The following is a 24,169-nucleotide window of genomic DNA, read 5'->3' on the forward strand; positions in this document are numbered from 1 at the left end:
CGCGCATTTATACGTTAAATCGGAAATGCATAACGTCGCCGTCTTGGACGACGTATTCTTTGCCCTCCATGCGAAGCTTGCCGGCGGCCTTGCATCCTGCTTCTCCGCCAAGCTCGACATAATCCGTATAGCTTGCAACCTCAGCTTTAATGAAGCCACGCTCAAAGTCCGAATGGATAACGCCCGCCGCTTCAGGAGCCTTTGCTCCGATGCGTACGGTCCACGCCTTCACTTCCATTTCACCGGCAGTAAAGTAACTCTGAAGGCCCAAAAGTTTATACGCAGCCTGTGCAAGCGTGGCAAGGCCCGAGCGTTCAAGGCCGAGAGACTCCAGGTACTCCGCCGCTTCCTTGGGATCAAGCTCTGCAAGTTCTGCTTCAACCTCGGCGCACACGGGAATCGCCTCTACACCACCAACAAGTGGCGCCGGCTTTGAGAGCGCGTCTTCATCTACGTTTGCCACGTATAAGATGGGCTTCATCGTAAGCAAAAAGAGGTCGTGAGCTGCTGCGCGCTCATCGTCGGTCATATCCATGTCAGCAGCACGCTTGCCTTCATTCAGCCACTCTTGCAGACGCTTTGCCACCGAAAGACGAGGCTGTAAGTCCTTATCGCGCTTAGCCTCTTTCTCCAACTTAGGAAGTGCCCGCTCCAATGTACCCAGATCAGCCAAAATAAGTTCCGTCTGGATAATATCAACGTCTTGATCGGGGTCTACCCGGCCTTCAACGTGTACGACATCGGGATCGGAGAAGTAACGGACCACCTCACAGATGGCATCGGTTTGGCGAATGTTGGCGAGAAACTGGTTGCCAAGACCTTCTCCCTCATTTGCACCTTTCACCAACCCGGCAATATCTACAAACTCAACGGTGGCAGGCACAATACGTCCAGGATGGACAATGTCGGCAAGCTTTTGTAAGCGCGCGTCAGGCACGTCAACAATTCCCACATTTGGATCAATAGTCGCAAACGGATAATTGGCGGCAAGACCGCCCTTACGGGTCAGTGCAGTAAACAGGGTTGATTTACCTACATTTGGGAGACCAACAATACCAATGGAAAGCGACATACTAATCCTTATCTTTCGGAGTTTCTTCAAGTGATTCCACAAGATCACCCAGCTGCTTTTTTCCGGTCTCAAGCATACGCTGCGCACGCTCTCGCGCCCGAATGCGCATACGTTCGGCTTCCTCTGCCTGGCGATCGTGCACGACAAGCTGAGTAATATCCATGGGCTGCATAACAAGCGCACCGGCTTCAGGACAGACACGCACGCACGCCTCGCAGTTTGTACAAAACTGTTGTCGAATCATCAAATTGCCACGTTCATCAATGTCAATGGCATGCATCGTACAGGTCTTCTCGCACTCACCACATAAGGTGCAGCGCGTTGAATCCCACATTGGAGCTTCAAGCTTTACAAAATCAGCCAGCCCCTCATCATGCTGAAGCGCTCCCATCATAAGACGGCGATTTTGCGTCAACATGGCTTGACGGTTATTGGTTGTGCGAATGCCGATGGACTCATCAAGCTGATTCTGCAATTTATCCAGTGCACGGGCATGCGTGTTGATACGATTGGCAACCGCCTGTGCTCCTGCCAACAATGGCGTCGAGCGCATGACAAGCCGCTCGGCCGCATTGACGGAGCTACTGAGAAATTGGCTGCGTTTATACGCGCGCGTCAGATCGTGATCAAGCGCCGCCTCATCTGACTCAAAACCAACGCTTGCGCCTGTCCATGTCTCTGCGGAAGCAATGTGATCACAGTAGGTTTTCTCACCGGTAGTGGTGCGGCACTTGTCGCATACGCCAAACGGCAGATAAACAGATACGTTATCAAAATCCGTCAGGATGGCAAACCAGGTATCTCGAGATATCGCGCCCACGCAGGGCAGGCAAATCTCATTGCCTAAGGGCTTTCGCCCCAGCGCACGTGTACAGGTAATGTACGCTTTGTTATATGCCGACGCCGCACGAGCCACCTGATCGTAGAGCTTGCGTGGCGTATGACGGCGTGTGTTGAATACTTCCGTTGGACAAACCGAATCGCACAGACCACACTGGATGCAATGCTCTGCTATGGATACGGTCTGATTATGGATATCAATGGCATCAACGGGACATACCTCTTGACACCGACGACACACCTCAGCGCTACCGGAAGCACACTGCAGACAACGATTGGGATTGGCCCACGGTTGCTCCTTATAATCGGCAGGATCATAGGGCTTATTCTCGGCATCATTGCCGCCAAGGCTGCCCATCAACGCATCCAGGGGATTTGACAGCGCCTGCCAATCGCTCTGAATGTCAATCAAATCATCAAGAAAATCGTGCTTCTCGGCCATGCGCCCCTCCCCTCCGACACGCTTCTCGGACACGTTTTACATCTTTGCCGCACCGGCCACCACTGCGGTTTAACATTGTAACCAATCATGTGGCGAGAAGTACGTGGAACAGAGGTCTTCTCGCCAAACACATGTCATTATCCGTATAAATCGGTGCATACCGCCACATACAACGATGCGCACCACGGTATACGTTACGCAAAAAGCCGAGCCCTTACGGACTCGGCTTTACACAAATCGGTCTTACCCGAACGGGTTTAGTACATGCCGCCACCCTGGCCGCCTGCAGCGGCTGCGTGAGTGATGGCCTCTTCGATGGTGGTATCCTTCGGCTGATCGGTTACGGTTGCCTCGGTGATAAGAATCAAAGACGCAACGGATGCCGCATTCTGAAGCGTGGTACGGGTGACCTTAACCGGGTCAAGAACACCCATCTCAATCATGTCGCCATACTTGCCGGATGCGGAATCAAGACCTTGGCCTGCAGGGAGTGCCTTGATCTTCTCGACAACTACGCTGCCCTCAAAGCCGGCGTTGTTTGCAATGGTGCGAACCGGAGCCTCAAGTGCCTTGCGGATGATCTCGACACCGATCTTCTCGTCTGCGTCAACGGTCTCAACGCCGTCAAGTACGGAGGAAGCCGCGAGGAACGCAACGCCGCCGCCGGCAACGATGCCCTCTTCAACAGCCGCACGGGTTGCCTGAAGTGCATCCTCAATGCGATGCTTGATCTCCTTGAGCTCAACCTCGGTAGCCGCACCAACCTTGATGACTGCCACGCCGCCGGCCAGCTTTGCCAGGCGCTCCTGAAGCTTCTCGCGGTCAAAGTCAGAGGTAGTGTTTTCAATCTCACCCTTGATCTGGTTGATACGGTCATTGATGGCTTCTTTGGTGCCATTGCCATCAACGATGGTGGTGTTATCCTTGGTGACCTTAACAGACTTGGCGCGACCGAGCATCTCTGCGGTAACCTCGGAGAGGTTGTAGCCAAGCTCCTTCATGATGGCCTGACCACCGGTAAGGATTGCAATATCCTCAAGCATACGCTTACGGCGATCGCCATAACCGGGTGCCTTAATGGCGCACACGTTAAGAACGCCGCGGAGCTTGTTCAGGATAAGCGTGGTCAGAGCCTCGCCGTCAACATCCTCAGCAATGATAAGCAGTGGTGCACCCTGCTTCTGAACGGCCTCAAGCACGGGAAGAATGTCCTGAATGTTGGAAATCTTCTGATCGGTCATCAGGATGTAGGGATTCTCAAGTTCAGCCGTCAGTGTCTCATTGTTGGTAGCAAAGTACGGAGAGACATAGCCCTTGTCAAACTGCATACCTTCAACGGTATCAATATCAATACCAAAGGTCTGAGACTCCTCAACGGTAATGACACCGTCTTTACCGACAACGTCCATGGCATCGGAAATCTTAGCGCCGACTGTAGGATCACCGGCAGAAATGGTACCCACGGAAGCAATCTGCTGCTTGGTGGAAACGTCCTGAGCGCCCTTCTTCATCTGGTTAACGACGGCATCAACGGCCTTATCGATACCACGACGGATGGCAATGGGGTTAGCGCCTGCTGCAACGTTACGAAGACCCTCGTTGACAATAACCTGTGCAAGCAAAGTTGCAGTAGTTGTACCGTCACCGACGGTATCGTTGGTCTTTGTCGCAACTTCCTTCACCAGCTGAGCACCCATGTTCTCCACGGGATCAGAAAGCTCAATTTCCTTGGCGACGGAAACACCATCGTTGGTAATAGTGGGAGCGCCGTATGAACGCTGCAGAGCAACGTAGCGACCCTTAGGTCCAAGCGTTGTAGTTACTGCGTCAGCCAAGGTGTTTACGCCTTTGGCAAGCTTGGCGCGAGCATCGGTACCAAATGCAATATCTTTTGCCATTTTCTATTCCTCCAAATAAATACGTATAGGAAGTACACAGCGAGAAAATCTCACGCATAAAGCGCTTCTTGCAAAACGTTAGTCCTCGACAATTGCGTAAATGTCATCGGCACGGAGAAGCAAGAGCTCCTCGCCATCGACTTTTACCTCGGTGCCACCAAACTTGCCATAAAAGACCTGGTCGCCAACCTTAACATCAAGAGCAATGCGCTTGCCGTCCTGATCATACTTACCGGCACCAACAGCCAAAACCTCACCGCGCTGTGGCTTTTCCTGTGCGGCAGACGCAATATACAGACCAGTGGAAGTCTTCTCTTCCTTAGGAGCAGGCTTAACCAAAACGCGATCTCCAAGCGGCTTCAATGTCATTGTGTAAAACCTCCTTATAAGGGCGTACGTAAACGTATGTATCCGTACCCGTGTTGCGGCTCCTCCTTGATATGGGCGCCGCTCTTTCCAACGTTATGAAGTATTCCCCACATTGGTAGAAAAATATACGGCTCGATAGTAAAAAATCTTACTAACGGCACTTAGATTTTCTATGGGTACATCACATAGGGATTGTATTCATATATAAAGTGCATGACGACGAAGTTTTGCGTACAATAAAGGCCTGCACATGACTGACAACTCTACCGTCAATAAGAAGTGAGGACTCATGCAAGAGCTCAAAGAGAGAATCATCGCTGAAGGGATTGTTCGGGAAGGTAACGTCCTGAAAGTAGACAGCTTTTTGAATCATCAGTGTGATGTCACTCTCTATCAACATATGGGCGACGCATGGGCTCAACATTTTGCAGACAAGAAAATCGATAAAATCCTGACGGTTGCAGCCTCGGGTATCGGAATATCCTGTGTGGCTGCGCTTTCCTTTGGTGGCGTGCCGGTTGTGTTCGCACGCAAGGCCCAATCAATTAATCTGGACGGAGACCAATATACTGCTCGCGTCCACAGCTACACGCACGGCAATGACAACACCGTCATCATTGCAAAGCGATTCCTGCAGCCGGGTGAGCATGTGCTGCTTATCGACGATTTTCTCGCCAACGGAGCGGCGCTTGACGGTCTCATTGAGATCTGTCGTCAGGCGGATGCGGTCGTTGAAGGCATCGGCATAGCCGTCGAGAAGGGCTTTCAATCCGGAGGCAAACGCATGCGCGAGTCCGGATACGATGTATGCTCTTTAGCCATCGTTAAATCAATGGATGTCTCCACGGGAAAAATTGAATTTGCGTAACCTCTTGAGCGCTATACAAAAGCCCGGACTTTCAACGGTCCGGGCTTATCTTTTTCATAATTCAGGTATTTTTAACAATCGACATCGTCCTCAAGCGCTTCCAGATTAGAAAGCCAGAGCGTGCTGGAAGCATCCGACGGCATCCGAAGATCACCGCGCGGTGAAAGCGCCACGGAGCCAACTTTTGGTCCGTCCGGCATGGCACTACGCTTGAACTGCTGCGCAAAGAACCGACGATAAAACACCTTGAGCCAGGCAAGAATGGCTCCCTTGGAGTACTTCTCGCCGGAAGTGCCTGCTTCAAACGCATAACAGGCAAGACGGAACACTTTGTGCGGGCTTGAGCCGTGGCGGAGTACGTGATACAGGAAGAAATCATGAAGCTCATAAGGACCTACAAGATCTTCGGTTTTTTGGTCGATTGAACCGTCTGCGTTTGCAGGAAGGAGCTCGGGGCTGACCGGCGTATCCAAAACGTCATACAAAATATCTGCTGCATCTTTTTCATCGGTCTGCATATATGAATCGGCGCAATAGTGAACAAGATGGCGCACAAGCGTCTTGGGCACCGATGCATTTACGCCATACATAGACATCTGATCGCCATTGTAGGTGGCCCATCCAAGTGCCAGCTCAGATAAATCACCGGTGCCAATAACCATACCGCGCACCTGATTTGCAACGTCCATAAGTATCTGAGTGCGCTCACGAGCCTGAGCGTTTTCATACGTCACATCATGGTTTGCTTCATCATGACCAATGTCAATAAAATGCTGGCGAACGGCAGCCGTAATGGAAATCTCGCGCAGCTCGGCACCAAGGGTGCGAGCCAGCCTGACCGCATTGGTATACGTGCGGTCCGTAGTGCCAAAGCCGGGCATGGTAACCGCAACGATGCCTCCTCGATCAAGACCAAGCTGATCAAAGGCACGTACCGTTACCAAAAGAGCAAGCGTAGAGTCAAGACCCCCCGAGATACCAACGACAACACGTTGAGAGCCGGTATGCGCAAGGCGGGTTGCCAAGCCATGCGCCTGGATACTCAACACTTCTTCGCAGCGCTCAGCTCGACGATCGTCGCTTGCCGGCACAAATGGACGAGGATCGACAAACCGCGTCAGTTTTGTCATGTCCTCAAAGTCGAGCGCAACGTAGGTAACAATATGCCTGGCATCTTCCGGGCTCGGAGCAACAAAGAATGTCGAGAGCCGACGGCGTTCAGCGACAAGTGAGGCTACGTCAATTTCCGACACCGCAATACCGTCCGTAAAACAGCCCGTATCGGCCAATATATGGCCATTTTCACATATAAGGTTATGTCCAGAGAAGACCAAATCCGTAGTTGATTCTCCCTCACCCGAACCCGCATACAGGTACCCGCACACAAGACGTGCGGATTGATTTGACACGAGACTGCGGCGATATTCCGCCTTACCAGCTATGGCAGGTGAGGCACTCAGGTTACATATAAGCGTAGCTCCCGCCATGGCATGAGCAACCGAAGGAGGATTAGCTACCCAAAGGTCCTCGCAAATCTCAGCGGCAACTACCAATTCCGGCAACGACTCACAAGAAAAGAGTTGATTGGCTCCGAAAGGAATCTCGCCAAATATACTAAAGTCAACGCTTGTTACGACCTCAGGACCAGCCGTGAAATGGCGACCTTCATAAAACTCGTTGTACATGGGGATATTTTGCTTAGGCACAAGTCCCAGCACTTCTCCGCCGTACAACACCGCAGCACAATTGTAGAGCTTTGATGCCACTCGCACGGGAAGACCCACCAAAACCAGCGCGTCCACATCAAAGGTGTGTAGCGCAATGGATGCAAGGCCACTTTCTGCCGCATCTAAGAGCTCGTCTTGCCAAAAAAGATCTTCGCAGGTATATCCTGTAATACAAAGCTCCGGAAGCACTATTACCCGTGCCTCATGCTCAGCATAGGCCTTCTTGATTGAGCTGAGACAGGACTCCACATTGTACGTAACGTCAGCCACACGTACTTTTGGTGTTATGGCGGCTACTTTTACAAATCCGTCTTGCATATTCTCCCCTATCCGGTGAAGTTCTTCTCGCCCGTGCGCACTTATTTTGTCCTCACACAACTTCCCTAAAACAGGACTTTGCCTTATCTTACATGCCGCTCGGAATTACGGGAGCATCAACTGACGACCATTCTCCCAACGGCGCGTTTGGATTGGCGTCAAGCGTCAGAGGCGAGAAGTTCTGGGCTCGGTAGCTCCTCAGTGCCGCCACCGCAATCATGGCGGCGTTGTCTCCGCAGACTGACATCGGTGGCACGGTGACGCGAACTCCCCGTTTGCCAAAGGCTTCCTTATACGCCGCGCGAAGTGCAGGGTTTGCAGCTACACCGCCGCCGACGCAGAAATCATGAACGCCCGTTTCTTCCACTGCGCGCACTGCCTTTGCAACCTGCACGTCGACAACCGCTTGTTCAAACGAAGCCGCCAAATCCGGCAAGTTGATTGCTCTCCCTGCGCGATTCTCGGCTTCAATATATGTAATGACTGCCGTCTTCAATCCGGAAAGTGAGAACGAATAATCGCCACTGTGCAGCATGGCGCGGGGGAATCGGATGGCTTTGGGGTTACCCTGTGCCGCAAGTTTGCTGATAACGGGACCGCCCGGATATCCAAGGCCAAGTGCCTTTGCCACCTTGTCAAAAGCCTCTCCCACCGCGTCATCAATGGTGGTTCCGAGAATGACATACTCTCCCCACGCGCGCACATGTACCAGCATGGTATTGCCACCGGAAACGAGACTCGCAATAAACGGCGGCGTGAGATCCGGCGTCTCAAACAGGTTGGCCAAAAGGTGACCTTCAAGATGGTGTACCGCAATGAGCGGCAGATTTGTGGATACGCAAAGACCCTTTGCAAACGCCACTCCCACCACTAAGGCTCCGACAAGTCCTGGACCCGCCGTCACACCGATGGCCGAAAGATCCGAGGATACAAGCGTATCGCAGCCAAAATGTTTTCCGGCACGCGCAAGCGTCTCCTCAAACAGCCCCACAATGGCCTCGGTATGCTTGCGGGAGGCAATCTCGGGAACAACGCCTCCGAAACGTGCATGGAAATCAATCTGTGTTGCCACGACATTTGAACAGATCACACCATGAGAGTCGATGATTGCCATGGCGGTCTCATCGCAGGAGGATTCAATGGCAAGCACGAGATCGCCGGCCGCGCTGAGAGCGGCCTTGGTTTTATCAGAGCGCTTTGCCGCCACCAGTGGCCACGGACGGATGGAGGCTTGAGGTTCCGGATTGCGCGTGGCAAAAACGGTCTGTGTCGTAAGCGGTAAATCAGCCTTCATGAGAAGCGCCGCAACATCCGGTGCATAATATCCGGGACGAACCCCTGTCTTCTCAAAGCCAAGGTATTCATACAGCTTTTGAGCGGCCTCGTTATTCTCGGCAACTTCAAGTACCGCGGTATGCGCCCCAAGCATTTGCGCATCATAGGCAACACGCTCCACCAGCTTCGACGCAATACCCTCGCGACGCCTTTGGCCGTCAACCACCACCTCTTCGATTTCAAACTCAGCACCGACAAGACGACCGCCCGCAAAGCCCACGGGAGTTCCGCGGTCGTGTGCAAGCCACCAGCTTCGATCCGGCCGTGTCAGTTCCTCATAAAAGCTCTTCTCGCTCCACGGAGTATGAGTCGTTCCTGCATATGTAAGCGCCTCGAGCTTGCTTACGCCTTTGAGATCATTGACCGACATCGGACGGAATTGCAGGTGAATATCGGCAAGTACGTCATCAACACCGGTCAGTGCAACGGTTGCAGGTTCCTTGAGACCAAGGCGCTGGCGTTCGGTTTCTTCCGCATCAGATAGACGCGTGTAGATGGGGAGCACAAGTGCCGGATCTCCATCGCCAAGCTCGTGTTCGGCAAGCGCGGCAGACCGAAGCAGGCCTTCTCCCGAGGGATACCACGCCTCTTCCGGCGCAAAAGTCGAGAAGCCCGCCTCCTCGAATTTAGTCAGGTACTTTTTGAGACCATTGCCGGTAAGCGTCAACTCTGCGTGATCGGCTCGTGCCGACCACTCTGCAATCGCCGCATCTACCTTAAGGACCGTCTCGGCGGGAAACGTGCGGTGTGCACCTTCATCATCAAGCAGGTATATACCGGGATACACCTCACCACGCATGGCATCTCCAGCGACAGCCAGCTTGCCGCGAATCCCATCTTTCCAGGCGGACCATGCCATCGCATCAAGTGCAGAAGCGCCAAAGAGCGGAAGTCCTGCTCCGCAGGCAATGCCTTTTGCGGTTGCAACACCAATGCGCACGCCCGTAAACGAACCCGGCCCTCGGCCGACAAGCACCGCATCAACGTCCGACATACCACAACCGACCTTGGTAAGCACTTCTCGAACCGACCCCACAAGTTCAACATTGGCCTGGCGTCGACAGAGATGGTCTGCCGAAGCAAGAATCTCAAGAGCCGCGCCCCCCAATTTCAGAGGTGTCCATCGCGCTACGGCGCAAGCGAGCATATCAGTGGATGTATCAAACGCAAGGACTATGCGTGAATCTGAAGTATCTCTAAGCATTCAAGCTCTTCTCGACAGGAAATATACCGTGCAATACTATACGCCACATGGAGACTCTCTAAACAACTTCGCATAATCTTGGCTTCCGTGAAAAACGCTAAGTATCACGATTGTTCCGTCTAATACCCTGTAGAGAAGAACATACTTGCCAGCGAGACAGGAATGAATATCAACGGCAGCCAATTCTTTGATATGAGACTTACCGTAATCGATCACTCCGCTCTCCAAAAGCTTGATTTGGTTACGAAGATTCTCCAGAAACCGATTTGCCGCCGCTGGACCAAGCTTCTTAAGGTAAAACGTTATCTCGTGAATCTGGCGACGGGCTGTTTTGGTAAATCTAATCTCATAGGTCATACTTTTCCCTTAATTCATCAAGTACATCAAAGGCATTGTATGTTTCTCCTTTTCTGAGCTCATCATCAGAAGCCAGCAAACTTGCAAAAAGGTGGGCTTTTTCCTTATTAATCTCAAGCTCGTCTTGCAGGGTGTCATAATCTTCCGCACGCATAACTACAAGCTCGCTATAACCGTTCTTAGTCACGGTAATGGGTTCATTCGAGCTCTGGACTAACTTGAGGAATTGGGCGGTATCTCTCATGTCTTTTATCGGAACGCACGTTGCCATATAATCCATCCTCCCATAATTATGTACATAATTATGATTATATCAGTATGGCTACGGCATTCCATCTCCTTTCTCTACTGAACCTTCTTAAGGTAAGAAGACAATATCCCTCCGAAAGAAAACCGACTCCCACTTTTTCTTAAAACCTAAAATTTTATTGTCAGATATCGGTCAAATATCTGTCAGATACGACTATCTTTTTGTAGATTGCTCAAATTCGACAACCTGCTCTATTTTCCTGGCCACCGCTTCCAGGCCGAGAAGATCTTCTTCGCCAAAGCGTCCTCTCGTTGGGCTATCAATATCCAGCACACCGACAACGCTGCCTTTAACTTTCAGCGGTACTACAACCTCAGAGTTTGACGCAGCATCACATGCAATATGACCGGGGAATTTGTGAACATCTTCTACCAGCTGGCTCTTCTCCGTTTCGGCTGCCGTCCCGCAGACTCCTTTCCCAAACGGAATGCGCACGCAAGCTACGTTTCCCTGAAAGGGGCCCAAACGAAGCTCAGGTACACCATCGCTGCCTGTATCAGAATCCATCAGATAAAAGCCAGCCCAATTAATATCTTCAAGCGCACCCCACAAGAGCGCAGCGGTATTTGCGAGCACAGGAAGCCAATGTGCGTCAATTTCTGCAAGCTCTTCAATTTGTTGAGCAAGTAACGTATAGTCTGGCATTTCAAATCTCCTAAAACGGCGCCGGGAAAATTCCCAGCGCCGAAACTTACCGCATACAACTATTGCATCTCAAATAAACTTAGGTCAGACCTTACTTATCTGCCTGAAGGTGCCAAATCTCGTCATTGTATTCGGCAATCGTACGATCACTTGAGAACTTACCTGCCATTGCGATATTTACCAGTGATTTCTTAAGCCAAAGCTTACGGTCCTCATAGTCCGAATACACCAGCTCCTTCTCCTGGATGTACTCTTCAAGGTCAAGCAACGCCATGAACCAGTCTTTGGACGTAAGGTCATCGTGAAGGCGCTGCAAGCGCTCAGCATTGCCCGTAGCCATGAACTGGGGATTTGTAATAAAGTCAACAAGTAACTTAATCCCAGGCTTCAAATAATACGCATGAGCATTATATGAGCCGTCGGCATAGAGCTTAACTACCTCATCGCTTGACGCGCCAAAGGTGTAGATATTATCGTCACCCACAAGCTCTGCAATCTCAACGTTGGCGCCATCAATGGTGCACAGGGTTACCGCACCGTTGAGCATGAACTTCATGTTGGAAGTACCGGATGCCTCTTTGGATGCCAATGAAATCTGCTCTGAGATGTCAGCTGCAGGAATGATACGTTCGGCTGCCGTCACATTATAGTTCTCAATCATAATGACCTGAAGATATGGAGCAACGTCCGGATCGTTTGCAATCCACTCACCCAAAGTCAAAATCAGATGGATGATATCTTGGGCAATTACGTAAGCAGGAGCCGCCTTACCGCCAAAGATAACCGTTATAGGGCGCTCGGGAATATTGCCGTTTTTGATATCCAAATACTTCCAAATGAGATAAAGCGCGAGCATCTGCTGACGCTTATACTCGTGGATACGTTTCACCTGAACGTCTACGATTGAGCCATCAAGCACCTGTGCGCCTTGATTGAACTTGAGGAAGTCCCGCATAACCTGCTTTGCATCATCCTTGATGGCGGCAAGCTGTTCAAGCACTTCATCGTCATCGGCAAACTTCAAAAGTCCGCTCACGTCTCCCGTATGGCGCCATTCGGTACCCAACAACGTATCGAGAAGAACCGCAAGCTCCGGATTACATCCCATAAGCCAACGGCGGAACGTAATACCGTTCGTCTTATTGGAGAACTTCTCGGGATAAATGTCGTAGAAAGGCTTGAGCTCGCTCTCTTCCAAAATCTTAGTATGCAGCGCCGCAACGCCGTTGATGCTGTAGCCGTAGTGAATGGCCAGGTGAGCCATGTGCACCTTACCGTCGATGATGATCTGTACGGCAGGGTCATCAAACTCGGCACGTGTGAGCTCGTCAAGTTTTTTGATAATAGCGGCAATCTTAGGAGAAACCTCTTCCAAAAATTCCAGCGGCCATTTCTCAAGTGCCTCAGCAAGAATTGTATGGTTGGTGTAGGCAACCATTGAGCGCACAATGGAAACTGCCTCATCAAACGCAATGTCATGATCTTCCGTCAGAATGCGGATAAGCTCAGGGATAACCATGGTTGGATGCGTATCATTAATCTGAATAACTGCATACTCCGCTAAGTCATGCAAATTGCATCCACGCGAAATTGCTTCCTTCACAATAAGCTGGGCAGCATTGGAAACCATAAAGTACTGCTGATATACACGAAGCAGCTGACCATTCCTATCGGAATCATCAGGATACAAGAAGAGCGTGAGGTTCTTCTTCAGCTCCGTCTTATCAAAACCAATGGAATTGTCAGGCACCAAAGAATCATCAATGCTCTCAAGATCAAAGAGGCGTAGGCGATTCTTCTTTGGACGCTCATAGCCCAACACATCAATCGAGAAGAGCTTGGAAGTCACAGAAAAACTCCCGAACTCAACGGTAAATGAAGTGTTTTCGTCACGCAGCCATCCCTCACGGTCAAGCCAACCATCAGGCATGGTTGTCTGCTGATTGTCTACAAACTTCTGGTGGAAAAGGCCAAAGTGGTAATTGAGGCCCACACCATCTCCGGGAAGCCCCAATGTTGCCATGGAATCGATAAAGCATGCGGCCAAACGTCCAAGACCACCATTGCCAAGAGACGGCTCAACTTCATTTTCCTCAACCTTATTGAGATCATGGCCCGCCTCAGCAAGCTGCTGCTTAGCCTCGTCATATAAGCCAAGGTTAATGAGGTTGTTGGTCAGAAGTTTACCAATCAAAAACTCAGCAGAAATGTAGTACAGACGCTTCTTTCCGGCATTCAGCGGAAGCTCTGCGCTCTTCTCGCTTACAACAGACATCAGCAGTTGATACACCGTTGCATCGTCAAGCTCGGCAAGCGAACGACCATATTTCTGACGAGAGAGCTCATCCAAGTTCATTATTTGTCCCCCTTAGGAACCCTAAAATAGGTCTCAGTAATCGTGCGTAAATAATCTTCGGTATGACGGGTGATGGCACCGCGTTGCATACGCCAACACCAGTTTCCCCCTAATGTTGCAGGAGTATTCATACGGGATTCATCTCCAAGACCAAGCAAGTCTTGCATCGTGTGAATGCAGGTATTACTTACTGAAGCTGCAATACCGCGACCCAAAGCCTCACTTACCGGCTCGTCCTCCGCACGGTGCAGATAGAGATCAACCTGTTCCCGCTCACGAGGTGTTGCCGTATTCTCATACCAGCCACGACCTGTCTGGTTATCATGCGTACCGACATACGCCACCGTATTAGGTTTGTAGTTATGCGGCAAATCACCCGCATCACGTTCTCCATTAAAACCACACTGAAGAACCTTCATACCGGGAAATCCGGTTTTCTCGCGCATATCGATAAGCTCTTGCGTCATCAGGCCTAAATCTTCAGCGATAATAGGCAGCTCTCCCAACTGACGCTTCAGCTCGTTAAAGAGATCGACATCGGGACCTTTTGTCCATGCGCCTCCGCGCGCATCGGGAGCGCCAAAAGGAACTTCCCAATAGGCTTCAAATCCACGGAAATGATCAATGCGCAGCACGTCATACAGCTCAAAACTCAACCGAATGCGCCACGCCCACCACGCGTAGTGGTTTTTCTTCATGTTCTCCCAGTTGTAGATTGGGTTCCCCCAATACTGACCGGTTGAAGAAAAATGATCGGGAGGAGTTCCGGCAACAGTTATGGGGTTGCCCTCTTCATCAATTTTAAAGAGCTCCGGCTGTGCCCACATTTCAACCGAATCCCGTGATACATAAATGGGAAGATCACCGATGATAAGAATCCCATGGTCATTGGCATAATCTTTGAGCTTCTCCCACTGCTTGAAGAAGAAGTACTGCGTCATCTTATGATACAGCAGCTTATCTTGAAGTCGCGCCGCATATTCCTGGCTTTTCTGACCACGACGCTGATACTGGCGCGGCCATTCCCAAAATGCCCTCAGACCAAATGTCTCCTTGAGCGACATAAACTCCGCATACGGCTCAAGCCACTCTTTTTGTTTTGCGCAAAACGCCTTGAAATCGGATGGAGTATCAGATGCAAACCTCACAAAGGCTCGCTCCAAAAGATGTCGATGGCTCACAAAAAGCGTGCCGTAATCAACGCGGGTGGGATCAGAGCCAAAATTCAAATCGTCAAAGTCATGCTCTGTCAGATATCCAAGCTTTTTCAGCGCATCAAGATCAATAAAATAGGGATTGCCTGCAGCAGCCGAAAACGACTGGTAGGGAGAATCACCATAGCTGGTAGTTGTCAGTGGCAATACCTGCCAATAGCGCTGTTTCGTACGGGCGAGAAAATCGACAAACCGATACGCCTCCTGGCCAAAGGTGCCAATTCCATACGCATTGGGAAGAGATGAAACAGCCATAAGTACGCCGCTTGCTCGTTCCATATGTTCCCCTCTTTCTCGAGTCATAAGAATGCCGCTCTCCCGTGTCATACACACATGTGCATACACAAGAAAGCGGCGTTCATTTTAGTACTTAATAAGGTTCTTCTCGGTCTCTTTATCAAAAAGATGCACGGCATTATCTTCGAACTTGAACCAAATGTCATTACCGATTTCAAGATCGCGCTTTGCGATCTCAGTTGCAGGCACGATAAGAACAAAGCTACCGTCTTCGGTTCTTACATGAACATGAACCGTAGAGCCCATCAGCTCGGTAACCTCAATAACGCCCTGGAATGCGGTTGCTTCATCTTTGTCGGTAAGAATAATTTGCTCGGGACGAATACCCACCGTAACGTCGGTTGCGGGAGCAGCCACCCAAGACTCAGCCAAAAGATTTGCCGTTTCAGGAGAGAGGTCAAAGGACATGTGCTCGGTCTCAACATGGAACTCATTGCCCACACGCACAAGATGCGCGTCAAAGAAGTTCATCTGAGGCATACCGATAAAGCCGGCAACAAAGAGATTGGCAGGACGATTGAAAACATCCTGTGGGGTACCAATTTGCTGCACGTATCCATCACGCATAATAACAATACGGTCACCCAGCGTCATAGCCTCTGTCTGATCGTGTGTAACGTAAATGAACGTACCATCAACCTTCTGACGCAGCTTAATAAGCTCGGCACGCATCTGATTACGCAGTTTTGCGTCCAAGTTTGACAGCGGCTCGTCCATCAAGAAGACCTTTGGGTCACGAACGATGGCACGACCGATAGCAACACGCTGGCGCTGACCACCGGAAAGTGCTTTTGGCTTACGATCAAGATACGCCGTAATGCCAAGAGTTTCCGCAGCTGAGCGAACCTTCTCGTCAATAACAGCCGGATCAACTTTCTTCAGCTTCAGCGTAAATGCCATATTTTCGTACACGGTCATGTTTGGATACAGGGCATAGCTCTGGAAGACCATGGCAATATCACGGTCTTTAGGAGCAACGTCATTCATGATCTTGCCGTCAATATAGAGTTCACCGGAAGAGATGTCCTCAAGACCAGCAATCATACGCAGCGTGGTAGACTTGCCGCAGCCAGAAGGTCCAACGAGAACCACAAACTCGTGATCCTTAATATCAAGATTAAAGTCCTGAACGGCAATAACGCCTTCGTCGGTAACCTCAAGATTGCTCTTCTTCTGCTGGACCGGCTTCTTACCAAAAAGGTGCTTTTTTTGTTGCTCATTCGGATAAATCTTTTTGACATTCTTCAGAACAATTTCAGCCATAATTCTTGCCTTTCTGAAAGCATCCACTGGGATGCAGGATTCCTTCGTGTGGCGAGAAGTGCGTCAGAACCAAATACCCGCCGGACGTACTTCTCGCAAATGCTTAACCCTTTACCGCACCAGATACGACACCGTTAATGATGTAGCGCTGGCAGATAAGGTACAAGACAACGATTGGGATAATGACCATCATGATACACGCCAGCATAGGTCCCATTTCTACTCGACCATAGCCACCGCGGAAATACTGAATCAAGATAGGAATCGTCTTGTATTTCGTACGATCAAGTACAAGATACGGAAGGAGGTAGTCGTTCCATACCCACATAGTCTCAAGAATGCCAACTGAGATATAGGTGGGCTTCATAATAGGAAGAACAACGTGGAAGAAGGTCTGAATGGGATTGCAGCCATCAATGGTTGCGGCTTCCTCAATCTCAAGCGGGATGGTCTTAACAAAGCCCGCAAACATGAAGACCGCCAATCCGGCACCAAATCCAAGATAAATAAAGCAGATATTAAATGGCGTATTGAATCCCAACACTGTTGCCATATTGGAAAGCGTAAACATAAGCATCTGGAAAGGAACGACCATTGAGAAGACAAACAGGTAATAGAACGCCTTGCAGATGCGGTTATTGACGCGTACCACATACCATGCGCACATGGAGCAGCACACCAAAATAAGAACAACAGACGTTATGGTAATAACCAAAGAATATCCAAATGCCGCCGCAAAACCCTGACGCTCAAGCGCAGAGATATAGTTTGCAAGACCGGCAGTATTTTCCGGTGTTACGAACTCAAACGCCGACGTTGTGGTAATGGCAGTTTCCTGCTTAAAGGAGTTCAAAAGGATCATGACCATGGGGTAGATCCACGCAAGAGACAAAACGGTGAAGAAGACCGAAATGATCTTGTTGACGGTTGTTTCTCGTTTCATTATTGCTGCACCTCCCTAGACTGAGTGGCTCTAAGCTGGACCATAACGATTGCAATGACCAGGATGCAGAAGATAACTGCCTTTGCTTGACCAATGCCCATCCATTTGCCACCCTGACGTGCATAGAAGGTGTTATAGATGTTGAGAGCAAGCATCTCGGTTGCATGCTTGGGCTCGCCCGCCGTAAGTGCGAGGTTCTGGTCAAAGAGCTTAAAGCCGTTGGTAATAGTCAAGAACAAGCAAATGGTAATGGTTGGCATCAAGTTAGGAATCTTTACTTTCCACAGAGTCTGCCATGCAGTGGCTCCATCAACCTTAGCTGCCTCAAGATAATCGCTTGGAATAGACTGAAGGCCGGCAATATAGATGATCATCATGTAGCCGATCTGCTGCCAGAGCGTCAAGATGATCATGCCCCAAAATCCTGCGGTGCTATTCAACGCCAAAAGTTGCTGTCCGACATTTGAAAGTACACCGTTAATAAGGATGTTCCAAATGTAGCCAAGCACGATGCCGCCAATGAGGTTTGGCATGAAGAATACGGTACGGAATGTATTTGTACCCTTCAGGTGCTTGCGTGTCAGAGCAAGTGCAATGGCAAGCGCAAACACGTTAATAAGTATCATCGATACGACTGCAAAAAGCGCGGTGTACCAAAACGCGTTTGCAAACTGCTTATCTGCAAATGCTGCAGCATAATTGGAAAAACCTATAAATTTTGCATCGCTGATGCTGATAAATTTGCAAAACGAGAGATACAGGCCTTGGATAAACGGAACAACAAATCCAAATAAGAAGGAAAGCGCTGTAGGTAGCAAGAAAAGAGGCCACCAGCGCTTCAACATTTTAACCATAGGAAAATTCCCTTCTCATGCAATAAAGGGGCAAGAAGAGGCTTTGCCCTTCTCGCCCCTTACAGCTACGAGCTACCTAAAAACAAACCTTACTCAGCATTTGCTTCCTTTTCAGTCTTCCAACCATCAACGAACGCAGTCTTAACGGCATCCCAATCCTCGGTACCTGCCGCATAACCCTTGAGCGCACTGGAGAGGTTGGTCTTCCACTCCTGAGAAGGAATGTAGATGAAGTCCCAAGCCACAGGCTCATTGCCCTTCTTGGCATAATCAGCAGCGATATTAGCAAGAGCGTTGCTGGTTGGCTTAGCATTCTTAAATGGAATGGTAAGGCCCATTTCCTCAGCAATTGCCTTGGTAGCGGTGTCGGAGGTTACGCACCAATACATGAAGTCAAGCGTTGCCTGCTGAGAATCCTCATCGGCCTTAGAGCTTACGCACCAGTAGTTCTCGCCACCGGAGCACATACCCTGCTTTTCTTCACCCTTGACACCGATGTAGATAGGAATCATGCCCAAAGCGTCATCGCCGAGCTTCTTAATATCGTTGTAAGCCCATGTGCCATTCTGATAGAAGACGGCTTCCTGGTTAACAAACTCTGCAACGGAGTCATCGCCGGTCTTTCCGGCAAGCTGAGTAGGATCGCAGGTGGAATTATTGATATAAAGGTCAAAAATCTGCTTGTAATTAGGCAGATAGGTGCCCTTAATCTCTTTAGCGTCCGGCTTACCGGTATCCTTGAACTCATAGTACAGAGGAAGGTTGGCAAGGTGTGTGGTAAAGCGCCAGTCTGAGCTGGAATCAAGGCCGGCACTGGTGAAGGCACCCTTTACACCAAGCTCATCCTTGCGAGCCTGAATGTCTTCAACGATCTTCTTGAGAGATGCAAAGTCCTTGATGTCCTCGCCCTTATAGCCGGCCTTCTCAAGGAGCTTCTTGTTATAAATGATGCCGAAGTCTTCCTCAACGTAGTCAACGCCGTATACAACGCCGTCCTGCTCAAGCTTCAGAGCATCGTTGGTAAGCTCGCCCAAAATCTTGGCATCTTTAAGGTCAATGCAGTAATCCTTAACACCAATGAGGCCGGAAGGACCGTTGGTCTGGAAAAGTGTAGGAGCAGCGGAAGCTTCCTTGTTGATCTCAGACTGGAATGTCTGTGCATAGGTATCGGAAGCAGCGGTAACAACCTTAACGGGAACCTTGGTCTCTTCGGTGTACTTCTTGGCAAGATCCTGCCACTCTTTATCAGCCTCAGGCTTGAAGTTCAGGAAGTAAACGGAGCCTTTTGCACCGTCACCTGAACCCTCCTTTTTGTCATCAGCCTTATTGCCGCCACAGCCCGCAAGGCTGAGGGTGCAAAGAGCTGATGCGCTCAGAGTGACAAACTGCTTACGATTTAGATTGGACATACTGTTCCTCCTCATGGAACGTACTGCGCCGACTGCACAGCCCACACAGAATCATCTGTAAGTTATGACTGCAAGGGCAATCTTTACCACAACTAACAGCCAGCACTTACGTAACTTACAGAAGTATATCTTTTTTACAACCACTCTGTAAAAGTTGTCTGAACAACATCAGCGGTAAACGGTATGAAATTATCGGTGAACGGTCATCCGATTGGAATCTTCACAGTATTGACGTATTATCAACACAAAAAGAACACTATTAAATCGCTATCTACCTGTGAATATCTATCTTTTGTGTGTTTTCTTCGTTGTTCAAAGGAATATGCTGCTATGCCAAAGGCTCGATTCGAAAATATCTACCAAGATCTTAAAGCAAAGGTTCTTGACGGTACTTATGGCTACCAATCCTTCTTGCCTCCTGAAACAGAACTGACGGCTTCATATACATGCTCAAGAAACACTCTCAGGCGCGCCCTCTCCATGCTTTCCGATGAAGCGTATCTTCAGCCTATCCATGGTCGGGGTGTCCGAGTTATTTGGCAAAAGCAAACTCACGACATTCTTGGATCTCTTGAGGGTCTTGAATCCTTCCAAGAATACGCGCAGCGTAACGGCCTTATACCATATACCGAGGTCAAACAATTCGAGACAATCGTCTGCAGCGATGCCCTTGCGTATCACACGGGCTTTACCGCAGGCGAAAGACTCATACGTATCGTACGTATTCGCGGTCTTAACGGCATTCCTCGTCAAATAGACCATGATTACCTTCTTGAAAGCGCAGTAGGACGCCTTTCAAAGGAGGACGCAAGACACTCCATCTTCTCGTATCTCGAAGAGACTCTCGGTATGCGCATTCTTAAAAGCAAGCGACAAATCACCGTAGAGTTGGCCACCGATGAGGATTTTAGCTATCTTGACCTGGGAACGTTTAATTGCGTTGCGGTTACAGAAAGTCATTCCTTTAATTCTGATGGCATTATGTTTGAGTTCACACAAACTCGCAGCCATCCGGCAACGTTTTGCTACAACGTCATTTCAAAACGATAGCTGCTCTACCCTTTTAACGAAAGAAGGACGCCGCCTCTAAGTGTAACGTCCTTCTCGCATACTGCCTTTAGAAATGCGCTTTTCCCCGATTGTTATGAAAGCTCGGCCTGGAGCTGATCAACAAGTTCCGAGAAGTACGCAAGCGCCTCGTTCACGGGCTTTGGTGTTGCCATATCCACACCCGCACCGCGAAGCAACTCAATCGGAGGCTTTGAGCATCCGCCGGAAAGATAGTTGAGATAATCTTCCACCGCAGGCGCGCCCTCTTTAAGGATGCGCTGCGACAAGGCAATGGCTGCCGAGAAACCAATGGAGTACTGGTAAACATAGAAGTCGTAGTAAAAATGAGGAATGCGAGCCCATTCAATCTGAATTTCTTCGTCAGGCACAATGTTTGTCCCGAAGTAGAGCTTGTTAAGCTCGCCGTAGTGCTTGCAAAGCACATCGGCGTTCAGCGCTTCACCTCGTCCATTCATGGCGTTAACATCACGCTCAAACTCGGCAAACATGCACTGACGATATATAGTCCCGCGGAAGCCCTCAAGGAAGTGATTGAGGATGTACGCATGGCGCGCCGGATCGCTCTCGTGCTCAAGGAGATAATGCGAGAGCAGCGCTTCATTACAGGTAGAAGCCACCTCGGCAACAAAGAGCACGTAATTTGAGTACGTAATTTCCTGCGTATGGGACGAGAGGTACGTGTGTATTGAATGCCCCATCTCGTGAATGAGGGTAAACACATCATCAAGCGTACCCTGGAAGTTCATAAGAATCACGGGGTTCATACCCTTACCGCCGGCGGAATAGGCTCCAGAGCGCTTACCAGGGGTTTCGTATACATCAACCCACCGCTCTGAAAGTCCCTTTTTGACTAGATCAAGATACTTCTCGCCCATTGGTTCAAGCGCCTTAACGATAAGGTCGCAGGCCTCCTCGTAGGTAAACTTCATGTCGACATCAGCAACAAGCGGAGCGTAGATGTCCCAATAGTGAAGCTCATCAAGACCCAGCTTTTGCTTGCGTAAATCCATATACTTGTAGAAAGCAGGAAGATTGTTGTGAACGGCCTCGATCAGATTATCGTAAACCTCAACGGGGACCTCGTTCTTATCAAGGCTATATGCAAGAGAACTTTCGTACTTGCGGGAATCAGCAAAGAACTTAAGCTGCTTGATCTGACTTGTAAGCATTGCTGCGGAAGTATTGCGGAACTGGTTGTAGCGACCATACAGCTGCTTAAACGCAGATTCACGCAGGACGCGATCATGTCCCATAAGCATTGGAATGTATGAGCCACTTGTTAGTTTGTGCTTTTGACCCTTCTCGTCCGTTGCGTCATCAAAGGTAAGATCCGCATCTTCAAACATGGAATACACGTTGGCGGGCTGGGAGGCGGCATCATTAGCGCGGGCGAGAAGTGCTTCTTCAGCTGCAGAAAGTGTATGAGCGCGCATACGTAAAACCTGCTCAAGTTTGCGACGATAGTGTTCAAGCGCAGGTTCGTCTGCATAAAAGCTCGCAATGGTATCCTCGGAAATAGAGAGCAACTCGGCATTGAACCAAGATCCCGCCTCTTCAAGCTGTGTATACAAACTCATACAACGTGCAGTATACGCTTGGTATTTTGATACGCGTGTATCTTCGTCGGAGCGACGTTCTGCATAGTTCCATGCCTTTTCAAACTCAAGCGCAACATGGTCTTCCAGCCTCAGATATGCAAGTAACTCTGATGCGGACTGCGAAATTTTTCCGCGATATGCAGCAAGCTGTTCCGGATAGGTTTTGATGTCAACAAGCGCCTGCTCAAAGGCCTCATCGCTCTCGTACATGGAAGAGAGATCCCACCGATACTTCTCTTCTATTTGATCTCGTGACTCGTAGTTCATTGAATGTCCCTTCAAATATCCCTCATATCTCTCCGATATTTTCCCCATTTTCATTCAATATACCAAATAGTACTTACGTTGTTTCCACTACGAAATTAGGAGCTTAATAAGTAAGTTGTACGTCAACCGCATCTCAATTATTCTCATCAACAAACAATTTACATACGTCTTTAGAGATTCACCAACGATCGCGCAGTAGGAATAAAACCTTCAAAAATTCCCGGAGCACCTTCGGCCTCAGATGCGAGAAGGTCTCTTTCGCTTCTGATAGTCCACGTTATAAGATGCGCCTTCATCTTATGGCACGTCGCATCCACAAAGAGGTTCTTCCGGTCTTCAAATCTGTAAGCAATAAAGTCCGGTCTTCCCAAAGAATTTCCGAGAAGTGCCGTTGCGGCAGCTTTCTTGGGCATTGACAAATCGGATACTTGACTATCGTTAAAGAAGTTTTCTGCAAGCTGCCCACGAAGTACCTCCGGACGGTGTATACGAAGCCATCGAAGTACCATCGGATCAAAACTTTCAACTGCTACGCGAACAGAATGCTCGTCAAGAACTTGCATGACTTGTTTGGTTACTTCCTCAGCGTTTCCGCCACACGTTTTTACCTCAACAATTAAAGGTGCAGGCAATTGATCTTCGCCGTTCCAATCGTAGCAAGATAAAACCTCATCAAATGTAGGAATACCTTCTTCCGTGTCAAGTAAACGATATGTTTTCAGCTGGTCAAGCGTGCAATTCTCAACAACGTCATTCACTCCACAAAGACGACTTAAGTCCGAATCATGAACAACGACTAAATGACCATCGACTGTCAGATGGACATCCAGCTCTGATCCAAAACCATGTTCAACGGCACGCCGAAATGCGGCAAGAGAATTTTCGGGAATCTCCCGCTCAATATCATGTAAACCGCGATGCGCATAACGGTATTTTTTAAATTCATCCCAGTGTGCCTGCAATGCTTTGCTTCCCTTAATACGCGGAGCAACGGCAAATGCAGCGAGCACGGCAACACCGGCAGCAACCCCCGCCGTTACGCCGGCCGCAACCGCCGCACCCTTCAAAACGGGATGTACCTTTGGACGAGAAATCTCTGAATCTTGCTTCTCTGTAGATATATTCTCGCTCACGGACGTATTTGCGAGCTCGCTATCAAGCTCCGGCAAACGGTTACCTTTTGATACATTTATCTGCGGTTTAATATGAGTCATAGCTACCTGAGCATCTGCAAGTAAGGATTGTGCACGCGCCACTGAATGGCGAACATCATCGGCACTGGGAAGCGAAGGTTTGACAGGTGCCGGAAGGTGCTTTGAAACTTGTTTATGCACCATACCACCCACGGCATGTGCAGACTTCGATATGGCACTCGTAAGTATCTTGCGCGCGGCAGGTGATGTAAGCGCCGTTTTTGCAGCATATCGACCAATCGTCAGACCAACGATATTAACAGCAGCTCGTTTAATGAAATTACCCATCGTCTTCCTCCTGCCAATGCAAGTCGTCAAA

General features: G+C 49.6%; 19 protein-coding genes. 2 read left to right on the forward strand and 17 right to left on the reverse strand.

Features of this window, described 5'->3' with window-relative positions:
• Positions 1–7: 7 nt before the first annotated feature.
• From ychF to ATORI0001_RS05860, 4 genes are all read right to left on the reverse strand, one after another.
• On the reverse strand, positions 8–1,072 hold the full coding sequence (gene ychF, locus ATORI0001_RS05845) for a redox-regulated ATPase YchF (RefSeq protein ID WP_003149739.1): 1,065 nt from the start codon (positions 1,070–1,072) through the stop codon (positions 8–10).
• Between the two features lies 1 nt (position 1,073).
• Complete coding sequence (locus tag ATORI0001_RS05850; RefSeq protein ID WP_003149751.1) at positions 1,074–2,354, reverse strand: ATP-binding protein; 1,281 nt, start codon at positions 2,352–2,354, stop codon at positions 1,074–1,076.
• Positions 2,355–2,611: 257 nt separating this feature from the next.
• Entirely contained in the window at positions 2,612–4,252 is a 1,641-nt protein-coding gene (gene groL / locus ATORI0001_RS05855; protein WP_003149961.1) for a chaperonin GroEL, read from the reverse strand.
• Between the two features lie 78 nt (positions 4,253–4,330).
• The gene (locus ATORI0001_RS05860) at positions 4,331–4,621 is read right to left on the reverse strand and encodes a co-chaperone GroES (protein WP_003149821.1); all 291 of its coding nucleotides are present in this window, start codon (positions 4,619–4,621) and stop codon (positions 4,331–4,333) included.
• Between the two features lie 289 nt (positions 4,622–4,910).
• Here ATORI0001_RS05860 and ATORI0001_RS05865 point away from each other — a divergent pair, with 289 nt between their 5' ends.
• On the forward strand, positions 4,911–5,489 hold the full coding sequence (locus tag ATORI0001_RS05865; RefSeq protein WP_003149937.1) for a xanthine phosphoribosyltransferase: 579 nt from the start codon (positions 4,911–4,913) through the stop codon (positions 5,487–5,489).
• A gap of 71 nt (positions 5,490–5,560) precedes the next feature.
• Here the strand turns inward: ATORI0001_RS05865 and ATORI0001_RS05870 are convergent, their stop codons facing one another.
• The 11 genes from ATORI0001_RS05870 to ATORI0001_RS05920 all read right to left on the reverse strand — a co-directional run bounded on the left by ATORI0001_RS05870 (position 5,561) and on the right by ATORI0001_RS05920 (position 19,721).
• Entirely contained in the window at positions 5,561–7,534 is a 1,974-nt protein-coding gene (locus ATORI0001_RS05870) for an NAD(+) synthase (RefSeq protein ID WP_003149736.1), read from the reverse strand.
• 88 nt (positions 7,535–7,622) lie between these two features.
• On the reverse strand, positions 7,623–10,073 hold the full coding sequence (tsaD, locus tag ATORI0001_RS05875) for a tRNA (adenosine(37)-N6)-threonylcarbamoyltransferase complex transferase subunit TsaD (protein ID WP_003149951.1): 2,451 nt from the start codon (positions 10,071–10,073) through the stop codon (positions 7,623–7,625).
• Between the two features lie 36 nt (positions 10,074–10,109).
• Entirely contained in the window at positions 10,110–10,430 is a 321-nt protein-coding gene (locus ATORI0001_RS05880) for a type II toxin-antitoxin system RelE/ParE family toxin (RefSeq protein WP_003149768.1), read from the reverse strand.
• Positions 10,420–10,674, reverse strand: coding sequence for a type II toxin-antitoxin system prevent-host-death family antitoxin (locus tag ATORI0001_RS05885; protein ID WP_244851844.1), 255 nt, complete (start codon positions 10,672–10,674; stop codon positions 10,420–10,422). The genes ATORI0001_RS05880 and ATORI0001_RS05885 overlap by 11 nt, the downstream gene beginning before the upstream one ends.
• A 219-nt stretch (positions 10,675–10,893) precedes the next feature.
• Positions 10,894–11,385, reverse strand: coding sequence for a GAF domain-containing protein (locus ATORI0001_RS05890; protein WP_003150078.1), 492 nt, complete (start codon positions 11,383–11,385; stop codon positions 10,894–10,896).
• A gap of 91 nt (positions 11,386–11,476) precedes the next feature.
• Positions 11,477–13,741, reverse strand: coding sequence for a glycogen/starch/alpha-glucan family phosphorylase (gene glgP / locus ATORI0001_RS05895; RefSeq protein ID WP_003149750.1), 2,265 nt, complete (start codon positions 13,739–13,741; stop codon positions 11,477–11,479).
• Positions 13,741–15,234 (reverse strand): 4-alpha-glucanotransferase, encoded by a 1,494-nt coding sequence (gene malQ / locus ATORI0001_RS05900; protein WP_003150047.1) that lies wholly within the window; start codon positions 15,232–15,234, stop codon positions 13,741–13,743. Before malQ ends, glgP begins: the two co-directional genes overlap by 1 nt.
• Positions 15,235–15,318: 84 nt before the next feature.
• Complete coding sequence (locus tag ATORI0001_RS05905) at positions 15,319–16,515, reverse strand: ABC transporter ATP-binding protein (protein WP_040324641.1); 1,197 nt, start codon at positions 16,513–16,515, stop codon at positions 15,319–15,321.
• Positions 16,516–16,618: 103 nt separating this feature from the next.
• Positions 16,619–17,458 (reverse strand): carbohydrate ABC transporter permease, encoded by an 840-nt coding sequence (locus ATORI0001_RS05910; RefSeq protein WP_003149726.1) that lies wholly within the window; start codon positions 17,456–17,458, stop codon positions 16,619–16,621.
• On the reverse strand, positions 17,458–18,312 hold the full coding sequence (locus ATORI0001_RS05915) for a carbohydrate ABC transporter permease (protein WP_003149978.1): 855 nt from the start codon (positions 18,310–18,312) through the stop codon (positions 17,458–17,460). Before ATORI0001_RS05915 ends, ATORI0001_RS05910 begins: the two co-directional genes overlap by 1 nt.
• Before the next feature lie 89 nt (positions 18,313–18,401).
• A complete protein-coding gene (locus tag ATORI0001_RS05920; RefSeq protein ID WP_003149825.1) occupies positions 18,402–19,721 on the reverse strand; it encodes an ABC transporter substrate-binding protein in 1,320 nt (439 codons plus the stop codon).
• A gap of 330 nt (positions 19,722–20,051) precedes the next feature.
• On the opposite strand from ATORI0001_RS05920, the gene ATORI0001_RS05925 reads away from it, so the two are divergent.
• Positions 20,052–20,771, forward strand: a complete 720-nt coding sequence (locus ATORI0001_RS05925; protein WP_003150070.1) for a GntR family transcriptional regulator — start codon at positions 20,052–20,054, stop codon at positions 20,769–20,771.
• Positions 20,772–20,863: 92 nt separating this feature from the next.
• Here the strand turns inward: ATORI0001_RS05925 and pepF are convergent, their stop codons facing one another.
• Together pepF and ATORI0001_RS05935 are read right to left on the reverse strand one after the other, a co-directional pair.
• A complete protein-coding gene (gene pepF, locus ATORI0001_RS05930; protein ID WP_003149935.1) occupies positions 20,864–22,657 on the reverse strand; it encodes an oligoendopeptidase F in 1,794 nt (597 codons plus the stop codon).
• A 170-nt stretch (positions 22,658–22,827) separates the two neighbouring features.
• Complete coding sequence (locus tag ATORI0001_RS05935) at positions 22,828–24,138, reverse strand: glycerophosphodiester phosphodiesterase (protein WP_003149748.1); 1,311 nt, start codon at positions 24,136–24,138, stop codon at positions 22,828–22,830.
• Positions 24,139–24,169 lie beyond the last annotated feature (31 nt).

The sequence above is a fragment of the Lancefieldella rimae ATCC 49626 genome, assembly GCF_000174015.1.
Lineage (GTDB): Bacteria > Actinomycetota > Coriobacteriia > Coriobacteriales > Atopobiaceae > Lancefieldella > Lancefieldella rimae.

What these genes read in the sequence shown, in the direction of transcription:
- ATORI0001_RS05865 (WP_003149937.1), top strand. Translation starts at nt 4,911, where the DNA reads ATGCAAGAGCTCAAAGAGAGAATCATCGCTGAAGGGATTGTTCGGGAA.
- ATORI0001_RS05880 (WP_003149768.1), bottom strand. Translation starts at nt 10,430, where the DNA reads ATGACCTATGAGATTAGATTTACCAAAACAGCCCGTCGCCAGATTCAC.
- ychF (WP_003149739.1), bottom strand. Translation starts at nt 1,072, where the DNA reads ATGTCGCTTTCCATTGGTATTGTTGGTCTCCCAAATGTAGGTAAATCA.
- ATORI0001_RS05915 (WP_003149978.1), bottom strand. Translation starts at nt 18,312, where the DNA reads ATGGTTAAAATGTTGAAGCGCTGGTGGCCTCTTTTCTTGCTACCTACA.
- glgP (WP_003149750.1), bottom strand. Translation starts at nt 13,741, where the DNA reads ATGAACTTGGATGAGCTCTCTCGTCAGAAATATGGTCGTTCGCTTGCC.
- tsaD (WP_003149951.1), bottom strand. Translation starts at nt 10,073, where the DNA reads ATGCTTAGAGATACTTCAGATTCACGCATAGTCCTTGCGTTTGATACA.
- ATORI0001_RS05905 (WP_040324641.1), bottom strand. Translation starts at nt 16,515, where the DNA reads ATGGCTGAAATTGTTCTGAAGAATGTCAAAAAGATTTATCCGAATGAG.
- ATORI0001_RS05910 (WP_003149726.1), bottom strand. Translation starts at nt 17,458, where the DNA reads ATGAAACGAGAAACAACCGTCAACAAGATCATTTCGGTCTTCTTCACC.
- ATORI0001_RS05935 (WP_003149748.1), bottom strand. Translation starts at nt 24,138, where the DNA reads ATGGGTAATTTCATTAAACGAGCTGCTGTTAATATCGTTGGTCTGACG.
- ATORI0001_RS05885 (WP_244851844.1), bottom strand. Translation starts at nt 10,674, where the DNA reads ATGAGAGATACCGCCCAATTCCTCAAGTTAGTCCAGAGCTCGAATGAA.
- malQ (WP_003150047.1), bottom strand. Translation starts at nt 15,234, where the DNA reads ATGGAACGAGCAAGCGGCGTACTTATGGCTGTTTCATCTCTTCCCAAT.
- ATORI0001_RS05890 (WP_003150078.1), bottom strand. Translation starts at nt 11,385, where the DNA reads ATGCCAGACTATACGTTACTTGCTCAACAAATTGAAGAGCTTGCAGAA.
- pepF (WP_003149935.1), bottom strand. Translation starts at nt 22,657, where the DNA reads ATGAACTACGAGTCACGAGATCAAATAGAAGAGAAGTATCGGTGGGAT.
- ATORI0001_RS05860 (WP_003149821.1), bottom strand. Translation starts at nt 4,621, where the DNA reads ATGACATTGAAGCCGCTTGGAGATCGCGTTTTGGTTAAGCCTGCTCCT.
- ATORI0001_RS05850 (WP_003149751.1), bottom strand. Translation starts at nt 2,354, where the DNA reads ATGGCCGAGAAGCACGATTTTCTTGATGATTTGATTGACATTCAGAGC.
- groL (WP_003149961.1), bottom strand. Translation starts at nt 4,252, where the DNA reads ATGGCAAAAGATATTGCATTTGGTACCGATGCTCGCGCCAAGCTTGCC.
- ATORI0001_RS05925 (WP_003150070.1), top strand. Translation starts at nt 20,052, where the DNA reads ATGCCAAAGGCTCGATTCGAAAATATCTACCAAGATCTTAAAGCAAAG.
- ATORI0001_RS05920 (WP_003149825.1), bottom strand. Translation starts at nt 19,721, where the DNA reads ATGTCCAATCTAAATCGTAAGCAGTTTGTCACTCTGAGCGCATCAGCT.
- ATORI0001_RS05870 (WP_003149736.1), bottom strand. Translation starts at nt 7,534, where the DNA reads ATGCAAGACGGATTTGTAAAAGTAGCCGCCATAACACCAAAAGTACGT.